The organism is Candidatus Poriferisodalis sp., from assembly GCF_965208555.1.
GTDB lineage: Bacteria > Actinomycetota > Acidimicrobiia > Acidimicrobiales > Poriferisodalaceae > Poriferisodalis.
This window is the reverse complement of record NZ_OZ242342.1, coordinates 718,166-730,120: the sequence shown is the minus strand read 5'-3', so window position 1 is coordinate 730,120 and position 11,955 is coordinate 718,166. Positions and strand designations below refer to the sequence as shown.

At 68.1% G+C, this 11,955-nt stretch carries 5 protein-coding genes; 3 read left to right on the top strand and 2 right to left on the bottom strand.

Features of this window, described 5'->3' with window-relative positions:
• Positions 1-18: 18 nt before the first annotated feature.
• Positions 19-2,019, bottom strand: coding sequence for a polysaccharide deacetylase family protein (locus ACOGXE_RS03390; protein ID WP_419932543.1), 2,001 nt, complete (start codon positions 2,017-2,019; stop codon positions 19-21).
• 63 nt (positions 2,020-2,082) lie between these two features.
• On the opposite strand from ACOGXE_RS03390, the gene ACOGXE_RS03385 reads away from it, so the two are divergent.
• From ACOGXE_RS03385 to ACOGXE_RS03375, 3 genes are all read left to right on the top strand, one after another.
• Complete coding sequence (locus tag ACOGXE_RS03385; protein ID WP_419932542.1) at positions 2,083-2,931, top strand: hypothetical protein; 849 nt, start codon at positions 2,083-2,085, stop codon at positions 2,929-2,931.
• Between the two features lie 136 nt (positions 2,932-3,067).
• Positions 3,068-5,605 carry a CaiB/BaiF CoA transferase family protein gene (locus tag ACOGXE_RS03380; RefSeq protein WP_419932541.1) on the top strand — a complete coding sequence of 846 codons (2,538 nt, stop codon included), beginning with the start codon at positions 3,068-3,070 and terminating at the stop codon, positions 5,603-5,605.
• Between the two features lie 93 nt (positions 5,606-5,698).
• A complete protein-coding gene (locus ACOGXE_RS03375) occupies positions 5,699-8,263 on the top strand; it encodes a CaiB/BaiF CoA transferase family protein (protein ID WP_419932540.1) in 2,565 nt (854 codons plus the stop codon).
• Positions 8,264-8,302: 39 nt separating this feature from the next.
• Here ACOGXE_RS03375 and ACOGXE_RS03370 read toward each other — a convergent pair whose 3' ends face one another.
• Positions 8,303-11,734 carry a carboxyl transferase domain-containing protein gene (locus ACOGXE_RS03370; RefSeq protein WP_419932539.1) on the bottom strand — a complete coding sequence of 1,144 codons (3,432 nt, stop codon included), beginning with the start codon at positions 11,732-11,734 and terminating at the stop codon, positions 8,303-8,305.
• Positions 11,735-11,955 lie beyond the last annotated feature (221 nt).

The following is an 11,955-nucleotide window of genomic DNA, read 5'->3' as shown; positions in this document are numbered from 1 at the left end:
TCGCGGTGACCGACTGGCTCAGCGCAGCGTCGAACGCGCGTGGGCAGCCAATTCGCTTGCGGTGGCGGTGTGGATGTTGCCGAGCGCCATCACCTGGGTGAGTGCTGTGTCAAGCGTCGGCACGCGGAACGGCTGGCCCGCAAGCCAGGGTCGCAGCGTCAGCATGAGCAGGCGGCTTCCGGCGGGATGCTCGGCGCCGTCGTGGTGCATGCGAGCGGCGGCGCCGGTGACGATCTCGCGCCAGCCATCCAGCGGCACCCGCCGGTGCCACAGCGCGAACTCGTCGTCGGCTTCGAGGAACAGCGGCAGCGACACCATCGGCGGTGTGTCGGGGGGGTTGCCGACGCCAGCGAGCACTCCCTCGGTTGTCATGAGAACTGGCTGCTCGTCGTTGGGCCAATCCAGCACGGTGTCGATTCCGGCCTCTGCGAGCAGTGCCGGGGTACGGAACGACTCGACCCCCTCGGCGGAGAACCAGGTGGTCGGGCGGATGCCGATGGCGGACTCGATGGCGTCAATGCTCCGAGCGATGGCGTCCCGCTCGTCGGCTTCAGACGTCTTGGAGGTGATCAGTTGGGTCGCAGCGATGCCTCGCCCGGCGATCTCGCATCCGCGCTCAACCAGGTGTGAGGCCAGCCACCCGTAGTGCTCGGCAGTCAGCGCATCGACCGCGACGGTGGCGGCGATGCCGTGGCGATCCAGCAGGTCGAGCAGGCGGAAGATGCCGACCCGGTGGCCGTATTCGCGGATTGTGAGCTGGGGGTAGTCAGGCGCGGGCAGACGTGCGAGACCGCCGCTTCGACGGCGCAGTGAGTAGGCGTCGGCCGGCGGCTCCCACTCGACGTGCTCGAGGATGATCACGGCGCTGACGGCAAGCGGGCTGCGCCCTGGCCACTTGAAACGGCCGCGGTGAGGCAGCGGCGACCAGTCGTAGTAGGGGTGGTCCATGCCGTGCTGGTGGACGGCTGGCCCAAACTCGTAACCCTGACTTCGACCCGCCGCGGTGCCGGCCCCCGCACGGACAGCCGAGCCGTTCCCGTCAGCAGTGCCCAGCCTCGGCGGCATTGAGGGCGGCTCGGGTTCGTGGGCGACGAAGTTGTCGTAGTGATGGTCGAGATAGTGCTCGGCGATCCGGCTCGCTGTCGTCTGCCACACGTCGTCGTGGCTCATCAGATAGTCGAGCATCGCCGCGAGCCCGTCTACCCGGTGCGGCATGCCCATCAGGTAGGGGTGCAGCGCCACGCACATCACGCGGCCGCCGGCGCCGTCGTCGGCTTCGCGTCGTAACACGTCGAGCTGGGCCTTCGCCATCGCCACGAATTCGCTGGTGTCGAAGTGCTGGGTGAACACCGGCACATCGTTGAGTTCCATCGAGTACGGCACCGACACCAGCCGCTGCCCGCTGCGGGTTGCCAGCGGCACGGGCTGGTCGTCGTGGAACCAGTCGGCGTGGTAGATCAGCCCCGCCTCGGCCATGAGATCCGGCGTCAGAGTCGTGTTGGAGACCGCCGGGCCGAGCATGCCGCGCAGCTGCTGGCCGGTGTGGCTGCGCAGCGCTTCGATGCACTCGATGTAGAACGCCCGCTCGGCGGTCTCGTCGATCGACGAGATGTAGCGGGTGTTGTAGATGCCGTGGGACATGATCTCCCAGCCGCGTTCGACCATGGCGGCGCCCACTTCGGGGTAGTGGTCGAACACGGCGAGATTGGTGGAGGCCGTGGCGACAACGCCGAACTGGTCCAGCACGTCGGTCATGCGCCAGAAACCCACCCGGTTGCCGTAGTCGCGGTAGCCGTAACCCTGCACATCGGGATGCGGCGAGCGAGTCCAGGTGTTGCGTTGCGGGTCCCGGGGCGGCAGGTACTCGTAATGCTCCACATTCGGGGCGATCCACAGCGCCACCCGGGCGTCGTTGGGCCAGCGGATCCGCGGCCGATCGGTGATCGGCAAGTACCGCACCCGGTGCGGGGGCAGGCTGCCCGGCAGCGGTGCGATCAGGCTCGGAGCTGTCGTGTCCATGCGCCGACGCTACGCCGACATGCAACTTGGAGTCGCTTGACACCGCACAAGTAGCATCGAACCGTGACCGACGATCAGGACGCGTCCGGAATCAGACCGGTACCGGGCGACAAGCGGCCCCGACCGGCGCTTCCGCCACCCGGGTCAAGCCCCGCACGGCCACGGCGGTACGTCCCCCGGCAGCGGCCCGGCGACCTGCGCCGGATCCCGCAGCTCTTCGGCGACACCTTCTCGCTCATCGCGAGACGGTGGCGTCCGCTCGGCGAGTACGCGGTCGTCGGCGCGGCCGGCTACCTCGTGGCGTTCGTGATGTTGTTCCTCGGCCTGAACGCCATGTTCGACGGCCAGTTCTTCGCCAAGCTGGACGAATTGGGCGATCCCACCAGCGACGCATCGCTGGACTTCGGCGCCTGGCTGGAGTCGTTCGACGTCACGCCCACTGCGACGGCCATCACGCTGCTCGTTTTCTTCATGGTCGCGAGCATGCTCGGCTATTACGTGCAGGACATCGCCACCACCTGGGCAGCGTTCGACGACGTCAACGGGCGGCCGATCAACGACGGCTCGAACCTGGCCACGGCGTTTCGGCGCATGCCGAAGATCGTGCTCCTCGCTGGCGTCATGTGCGTGGCTGCGTGCGGGCCATGCCTGCTCCTGACCTTCTTCACGCCGCCAGGGATCTTCGTTCCCTTCCTGATGCTGTGGGCGCTGGCGGCGATCGTGTTCGGCCCCTTGTTCGCCGTCTACTTCGTGATGGCATACCTCGAGCCGGGACTTCCTTCGCTCCGACGCTGGTGGCGCCTGATGCAGGGTCGCAAGGCCGCCATTTGGGGTCGCATGGTTCTGCTCACGTTGGCATTCGGCGTCGTCGGGTTCGTGGCCTCGTCGCCAACGTCATCATCTCGCCGCTGATCGTCGCTGTGCTCGCCGTGGCGAACTTGCTGGTCTACGCCGACCTGCTTCCTGGCGACGAGTCGCCGACGGCGACGCCGGAACCGCTGAACTGATACCGGCCAGCGACGGCTCGGGCGCGTGCTGAAATGTGGCCATGAGTGGGGAAACGAACACCGACGCATCCGGAGTGCTGGCCGACTACCGCGTGATTGATCTGACCGATGAGCGCGGCCACTTGGCGGGCGCCATCTGGGCCCAGATGGGCGCCGATGTGATCGCGGTCGAGCCGCCTGAGGGCTCGTCGGCACGACGGCTGGCCCCTTTTGCGGGTGACATCGAGGGATCCGAGCGCTCGCTGCACCATTGGGCCTACAACCGGGGCAAGCGCAGCGCGGTGCTGGATCTCGGCACTCCCGAGGGCGTCGAGCACGCCAAAGCACTCATCGCCGGGGCGGACGTCGTATTCGAATCGTTCGATCCCGGCGAAGCGGAGGCGCTGGGCCTCGGCCGCGAGGTGCTGGCTGAGCTCAACCCTGCGCTCATCCATGTCTCGATCACGCCGTTCGGCAGCGACGGACCGAAGGCCAACTGGGCTGTTTCGGACTTGGCGCTGCAGGCCTCGGCGGTCAACATGGCCGTCACCGGCGACAAGGACCGGGCGCCGCTGCGTGCCGGCGGCACCCTGCCGCAGGCCATGCACAACGCGGCTTCCGAGGCTGCGGGCGCTGCACTCATCGCACTGTGGGAACGCCAGACCCGCTCGGGGCTCGGCCAGCACATCGACATGTCCGCCCAGCAGTCGATGAGCCAGGCCTCCATGTCCTCGACGCTCAACACGTCGCTGAATGCGACCGTCACGCAGCGGATCGCCGGCGGCGCCAGCCTGCAGGGCATCGACATCCAGCTCATGTGGGCCTGCGCCGACGGGCACGCCTCGGTGACGTTCCTGTTCGGCCCCGGCTTCCGTGCATTCACCCAGAACCTCATGGACTGGGTGCACGAAGAGGGCTTCTGCGACGAGGCCACCCGGGACAAGGACTGGGTGGAGTACGCCATGATGCTGCTCGACGGCCGCGAACCGGTCTCCGAATACGAGCGGCTGAAGCAGATCCTCACGGAGTTCTTCGCCACCAAAACCAAGGCCGAGCTGCTCGACGCGGCGATGAGCCGCCGGCTGCTGATCACGCCGGTGTCGACAACGGGCGAAGTCGTCGACTCCGAACAGCTCGCGACCCGTGGGTATTGGGAGGACGTCGACCACAGCGATGTGGTGTCAGACGCGGGCGCTGGCTCATTCGATCCCGCCGCGGTCCGCTATCCCGGTGCGTTCGCGAAGTTCACCGAGTCGCCATTGGTGAACTTGGGCCGCGCTCCGACGCTGGGCGAGCACACAGCGGATGTGCTGGCTGAACTGGACGCGGGGGAGCGCTTGCCCGCAGTACCGGCGTCGATCGCTCCGATGGCGCACACATCACCGCCGCTCGAAGGCGTCAAGGTGCTCGATTTCATGTGGGCGATGGCCGGGCCGGCCGCGTCGAGGGTTCTCGCTGACTACGGCGCCGAGATCATCCGCGTCGAGTCGGCCAACAAGCTCGACGCGGTCCGTTCCATCCAGCCGTTCCACGACGACGTCGGAGATCCGGACGGCTCGGGTCTGTTCAGCAACCTGAACGCCGGAAAACGCGGCTTGGCACTCGACATGTCCAAGCCCGAAGCGTTGGAGGTCATCTGGGATCTCATCGACTGGGCGGACGTGATCCTGGAGTCGTTCTCGCCCAAGGCCATGACCGGTTGGGGCATGGGCTGGGAGCAGGTGCGCGAACGCCGACCGGATGTGGTGATGGCGTCGAGCTGCCTGATGGGTCAGACCGGCCCCTTGGCGATGTTGGCGGGCTTCGGCACGATGGCAGCGGCGATCTCGGGATTCTTCTACCCGGTGGGATGGCCCGACCGGGCGCCGTCGGGGCCATTCACCGCCTACACCGACTACACCTCGCCCCGCTGGCTGGTGGCCGCCGTGATGGGGGCGCTGGAGCACAAGCGCCAGACCGGCCGCGGTCAGTACGTGGACCTGTCCCAGTCCGAGGCGGCGCTGCACCTCATGGCGCCTGCCCTGCTCGAGCGAACCACGAACGGGCGCGTCTGGGAATCCGCGGGCAATCGGGATCTCGTGCTTGCGCCCCAGGGGGCGTACCAGACCGCGGCAGGCAGTTCGCCCGGCGAGGACCACGACGACAACTGGATCGCGATCTCCTGCGTCGACGACGGCCAGTGGGCCGCGCTGGCAGGCGCGCTCGGCCGCGACGACTTGGTCTCGCTGAGCTCCGCCGAGCGCCACTCACGCCATGACGAGCTCGACGAGATCATCTCGGCATGGACACGTGGTCGCGACGGCTACGAGCTGATGGCCGAGCTGCAGGAAGCGGGCGTGGCCGCCCACATCGTGCAGAACTCGCCCGAGTTCACCGTGGACCCGCAGATCATCCACCGCCAGCACCTCATCGAGGTGCCCCACGCCAAGCAGGGCACCACGACGGTGGAGAACACTCGCTTCGTGCTGTCGCGCACGCCGGCGTCGGTCACCTACGGCGGTCCGACGCTCGGCGAGCACACCTTCGAGGTGCTCACTGAGACCCTTGCCTACGACGGCGACCGCATCGCCGAGCTAGCCGTCGCCGAACTGCTGGAGTAGTCGTAGGCCACGCCGACGCAAGTCGCACCGGGCCGAGCGCTGCAGTTCGCCCACGTCGTGAACAACCCGGCGCGGCCGTGCTGAAATGTGCGGATGCCTGACGCCCAGATCGATTCTGAGTCTCCGTCCACGTCGATGCTGAGCCCGTTCCGGGTGCTGGACCTCACCGACGAGCGAGGCCACCTGTGCGGGGCGATCCTCGCCCAGATGGGCGCAGACGTCATAGCAGTGGAACCGCCGGAAGGATCGTCGGCGCGGCGCCTGGGGCCCTTCGCTGGCGACGTGGATGATCCCGAGCGGTCGTTGCACCACTGGGCGTACAACCGCGGCAAGCGCAGCGTGGTGCTGGACCTGGCAAGCGGCGAGGGCGCAGCGAGGCTGCGGGACTTGGCCGCGGCGGCCGACATCCTGATCGAATCGGCCGGCTCGGGCCAGATGAACGCTCTCGGCCTCGGCTACGGCGCCCTGTCGGAGATCAATCCAGAGCTGGTGTACGTGTCGATCTCGCCGTTCGGCTCCGACGGACCCAAGGCCGAGTGGTCAGTTTCGGACCTGACGCTGCAGGCCGCCGCGGTGAACATGGCGATGACTGGCGATTCTGACCGGGCGCCGCTGCGCACCGGGGGCCTGTTCCCGCAGGCCTTCCACAACGCCGCCTCCGAAGCTGCGGGCGCCGCGCTGATCGCCTTGTGGGAGCGGCAGACGGTCTCGGGTCTCGGCCAGCACGTCGACATGTCAGCGCAGCAGAGCATGAACCAGGCCTGCCAGTCGTATGCGCTGTCGACGCCGCTGGGTGCGACGCCGCCCACCCGCCACGCCGGCGGAGTGCTGGTGGAGGGCTTGCATGTCCAGCTGATGTGGCCGTGCAAGGACGGGCACGCGTCGGTGACGTTCCTGTTCGGGCCGGGTTTCCGGGCATTCACGCAGAGCCTCATGGACTGGGTCTGCGAGGAGGGCTTCTGCGACGAGGCCACCCGGGACAAGAACTGGACCGAGTACGCCATGATGCTGCTCGACGGCCGCGAGCCGATCTCGGAGTACGAGCGGCTGAAGCAGATTCTCACGGAGTTCTTCGCCACCAAGACCAAGGCCGAGCTGCTGGATGCGGCCATGAGCCGCCGGGTGCTGATCACCCCGGTATGGACGGCCGACGAAGTCGTCGACTCGCACCAGCTCGCCGCCCGCGAGTACTGGGAGACGGTGCCCCAGGATCTGGGCGACACCGACGGCGACAACGCCGGCGGTCCTGTCCAGGTGCGCTACCCGGGTCGCTATGCCCGCTTCAGTGCCACGCCGATGCGCCCGCTCGGCCCGCCGCCACGCCTCGGCGAACACACCGATGAGGTGCTGGCTGAGCTGGACGCAGCACCGGCGCGGACGAGACCCCGCCTCGAGGCCACCGGCGCCGACGTGAGCGCCCAAACAGCCTCCACCGCGCGTCCGCTCGAGAACGTCAAGGTGCTCGACTTCATGTGGGCGATGGCGGGGCCCGCGGCGGCGCGGGTGCTGGCCGACTACGGGGCGGACATCATCCGGGTGGAGTCCGAGACCCGGCTCGAGGTGGCCCGCTCGCTACAGCCATTCCGTGACGACATCGGCGACCCCGAGTACTCAGCGCTCTACAACAACATGAACGCCGGCAAGCGGGGCATCTGCCTGGATATGTCCAAGCCGGCTGCATTGGACGTCATCTGGGATCTCATCGACTGGGCCGACGTCATCGTGGAGTCGTTCTCGCCCAAGGGCATGGCCGGCTTCGGGATGGGCTGGGAGCAGGTGCGCGAGCGCCGGCCCGACGTGATCATGGCGTCGAGCTGCCTGATGGGTCAGACCGGTCCGCTGGCGATGCTGGCCGGTTTTGGCACCATGGCCGCTGCCATCTCGGGATTCTTCTACCCGGTGGGATGGCCCGACAGGGCGCCGTGCGGGCCGTTCGGCGCCTACACCGACTACACCTCGCCCCGCTGGCTGGTGGCGGCAGTGATGGGGGCGCTGGAGCACCGGCGCCGCACCGGCGAGGGTCAGTACATCGACATGTCCCAGGCCGAGTCGGCGCTGCACCTGATGGCACCTGCCGTGCTGGACCGCACGGTGAACGGCCGTGTGGCGCACCGGGTGGGCAACCGTGACCGCCAACTCGCTCCCCAGGGCGTCTACCAGACCGCGGCCAGCGAGCAGTTCCCTGCCGTCGTGCCCGACGACGACTGGATCGCGATCTCTTGCGTCGACGATTCCCAGTGGCAGTCGCTGGCGGCCCTGATGGGGCGTGGCGACCTGGGTGATCTGACGCTGGCCGAGCGCCACGAACGCCATGACGAGCTCGACGGGATCATCTCGGCGTGGACTCGACGCCAGGACGGCGTGGCGCTGATGCACCGCCTGCAGGACGTGGGCGTGGCGGCGCACATCGTGCAGAACTCACCCGAGTACACGGCCGATCCGCAGATCATCCACCGGGGCCAGCAGGTCGAAGTGCCCCACGCCAAGCAGGGCACCACCATCGTGGACGCCTCCCGCTTCCAACTCTCGCGCACGCCCGCAGACGTCACCTACGGCGGCCCGACGCTTGGCGAGCACACCTTCGAGATTCTGACGGACGTGCTTGGCTATGACAGCGACCGCATAGCCGAACTCGCCGTCGCCGAACTCCTGGCCTGACTCACGCCGGCTCGACTCATCGAGGCCGGCTGGCGACTGCTACCAGGTGTCGACCATGGGGCGCTTCTTGCCGGTGCGTGGCGGTGGTTTGGGAGCTGCGAGCAGCGCCATGCGGATCCAGTCGCGGCTCTCCGCAGGGTCGATCACGTCGTCGATCTCGAAGAACGTGGCGGTGTTGACGGCTTTGCCCTGCTCGTACAGCCGGGCCACCCGCTTCTCGTACTCCGCGATGCGCTCTTCGGGGTCCTCGATGGCCTCGAGTTCTCGCCGGTAGCCCAGCTTGACGAAGCCTTCGAGGCCCATGCCGCCGAACTCGCCGGTGGGCCACGACACGGTGAAGATGGGCGCCTTGAAGCTGCCGCCGGCCATGGCCTGTGCGCCCAGCCCGTAGCCCTTGCGCAGCACGATGGTCATGAAGGGCACCGTCACGTTGGCCGCCGTCACGAACATGCGGGCTGCGTGACGCACCGTGGCCTCGTACTCGGCTTGGGGGCCCACCATGATCCCGGGCGTGTCGCACAGGAACAGCAGCGGGATGTCGTGAGCGTCGCAGAGCTGGATGAAGCGGGCGGCCTTGTCGCCGGTGTCAGCGTCGACGGCGCCGCCGAGATGGTGATTGTTGTTGGCCACCACACCGATGGGACGCCCTTCGATGCGCGCCAACGCCGTCACGCAGCCTGGCCCCCAGCCCCTGCGGAGCTCCATCACCGAGTCGACGTCGCAGAGCTTGTCGATGATCTCGCGCACGTCATAAGCCCGCAGCCGGTTCTCGGGCACGAGGTGGCGCAGCTCGCGCTGATCGTGGCATTCCCACTCGTCGATGGCGCCCTGGAAGTACGACAGGTACCGCTTGGCAGCCTCGATCGCCTCGGCCTCGTCGGCCACCAGCACGTCGATGACGCCGTTGGGCCACTGCACGTCGACCGGGCCGACTTCTTCGGGACGGAACACGCCCAAGCCGCCGCCTTCGATCATGGCCGGGCCGCCGACACCGATGTTCGAGCCTTCGGTCGCGATGATCACGTCGCAGCAGCCCAGCAGCACGGCGTTGCCCGCGAAGCAGCGGCCGTTGGTGACGCCCACTATCGGCACCAGGCCGCTGAGCTGTGCGAAGAACGTGAACGCCCAGCAGTCCAGACCGGAGCCGCCGATGCCGTCGGTGTCACCCGGTCGGCCGCCGCCGCCCTCGGCCAGCAGCACCACCGGCAGGCGGTTGTGCTCGGCGATCTCGAACATGCGGTCCTTCTTGCGGTGGTTGTTCCCGCCTTGGGTGCCCGCGAGCACCATGTAGTCGTAGGACATCACCATGGCCTGCGACTTCTCCGGACCGAAGAGGTCGCCGTTGACACTGGCTACGCCGGCCACCATGCCGTCGCCCTGTGTGTTGGCGATCAGGTCCTCCATGGAACGGCGACGGCGCTGCGCGGCGACCATCAGCGGGCTGTACTCGACGAAGGTGCCGGGGTCGACCAGATCGGCCATGTTCTCCCGCGCTGTGCGATGCCCCCGGCCGTGACGCTTCGCCACTGCGTCGGGACGGTTCTCGTCGAGGCCGAAGCCGCGGCGCTCGAACACTTCGGCCAGATCAGGCCGGATGTAGTCGAGATCGACAGCCGCAGCCGCCTCGACGAGTTCCACGGAGACTTCCGCTTCCTCGACAAACAGCAGCGAATGCCCCTCGTATACCGTGTCGCCCGGCGATACGCCGAGCATGCGCACGATGCCGGTGACCGTCGAATTCACGACGTGCTCCATCTTCATTGCTTCCATCACGGCGACCTGCTGGCCTTCGGCCACCGGGTCGCCTTCTGCGACAGCGAGCGAGACGATGGTGCCTTGCAGCGGCGCCGCCACGGCGATGCTCCCGTCGGGACCGGTCACCGTGGCCACGGGTACGCCGTGCAGTGACGCCGTGCCCGCTGACATCGCCTGTGCCCGCACGGCATCGGAGGCGGCCCGGTCGGCAGGAGCGTCGTCGATGTCGCCGTGGTGCAGGACAGCCAGCGGATCGCTGCCGACCACGGCGCCGGCCCGGCCGCCGTCGGGAACGTCAGCCGACGGCGCGGCGGGCGCCCAGACGGACGCCGCCTGTGCTGCGGCCGTGCACAGCTCCTCGGCGTGGTTTGCCACGAAGCTGGTCGTGAGCTCGTTGCTGACAACTTCAGGGCGGTCGAGCAGCGCAGCGAGAAAGCCCAGGTTCGTGGCAACGCCGTCGATGCGGAACTCGCCCAGAGCCCGACGAGCCCGGCGCACCGCGTCGGCGTAGTCACGGCTGGGGCTGTAGGCGATGACCTTGGCGAGCAACGAGTCGAAGCTGGGATTGGTGCCGTAGCCCACGTAGCCGTAGGTGTCGGTGCGAATACCCGGACCGGTGGGGGGCTCGAAGGCGCCGAGCACGCCGCCGCTGGGACGCGAGGTGCCGTCGGGCTGCATGGTCTCGGTGTTGACGCGGCACTGGATGGCATAGCCGCGCGGCGACGGCACGTCCCGTTGCGCCAGCCCCACGTCAGCGAGCCGGGCGCCGCCGGCGATCCGCAGCTGGGCGGCCACGAGATCTACACCGGTGACTTCCTCGGTGACAGTGTGCTCGACCTGGATGCGGGCGTTGACTTCGCAGAAGGCGACGTTTGAAGGGTCGTCGGCGTCGATGAGAAACTCCCACGTGCCCAGGCTGCAGTAGCCCACGGCCTTGGCCATCTCCACGGCGGCGTCGCAGACGGCTTCGCGGGTCTCGGGCCGCAGCGTGGGCGAGGGCGCGATCTCGACGATCTTCTGGTTCTGGCGCTGCAGCGTGCATTCCCGCTCGCCGAGATGGGCGACCGACTCGCCGTCGCCGACGATCTGCACCTCGACGTGGCGAGCACGCTCGATCAGCTGCTCCACGTAGAGATCGCCATTGCCGAACGCGGCGGCGGCCTCGCTCGCGCAGCGCTCGAAGGCAGCCTCGAGCTGGTCGATCGCACGCACCACACGCATGCCGCGCCCGCCGCCCCCGGCGAGAGCCTTGATCATCATCGGCCCGTGCTCGGCGAAGAAGGCCCCCGCGGCCTCCACCGATGTCGGTTCGGAGGTGGCGGGCAGCAGCGGCACACGATGCTGTTGCGCGAGAGCCCGCGCAGCCAGCTTGTCGCCGAAGAGTTCAAGTTGCAGTGCGCTGGGGCCTATGAAGGTGATGTCAGCGGCCTTGCAGGCGAGCGCCAGCGCAGGGTTCTCGGCCAGGAACCCGTAGCCGGGATGGATCGCATCGCAACCCGCTCCTGCCGCAGCATTGACCACCTGTTCGACGTCGAGGTAGGGAGCGACGCCGCGCCCGTCCAAGGGCACCGCCTCATCGGCGACTCGGGTGTGCAACGAGGTGGCGTCATCGTCCCCCGCGATAGCGACGGTGCCGATGCCGAGCTCGCCGGCCGCCCGCGCCACCCGCACGGCAATCTCGCCACGGTTGGCAATCAGCAGCTTCTTCAGGCCCATCGATGCAGTCTCCCTGTTCGCAACCCTGTTGTGTGCTGGCGCACGCGACCGCGAGCGGATAGCGGCAGCCATGGCACGCAGTTTCCGCCTCGCGTGTTTACCGCAGAGCACCCGGTTCGCGTCGATTGAGCGCACAAGCTGGCTCGAGTCCATGCGAATTCCGGCCCGCGATCGCCAAAAACATGAGCGCTCGTCCATGATCAGCTTGCACTGGCTTCATA

What these genes read in the sequence shown, in the direction of transcription:
- ACOGXE_RS03370 (WP_419932539.1), bottom strand. Translation starts at nt 11,734, where the DNA reads ATGGGCCTGAAGAAGCTGCTGATTGCCAACCGTGGCGAGATTGCCGTG.
- ACOGXE_RS03375 (WP_419932540.1), top strand. Translation starts at nt 5,699, where the DNA reads ATGCCTGACGCCCAGATCGATTCTGAGTCTCCGTCCACGTCGATGCTG.
- ACOGXE_RS03380 (WP_419932541.1), top strand. Translation starts at nt 3,068, where the DNA reads ATGAGTGGGGAAACGAACACCGACGCATCCGGAGTGCTGGCCGACTAC.
- ACOGXE_RS03390 (WP_419932543.1), bottom strand. Translation starts at nt 2,019, where the DNA reads ATGGACACGACAGCTCCGAGCCTGATCGCACCGCTGCCGGGCAGCCTG.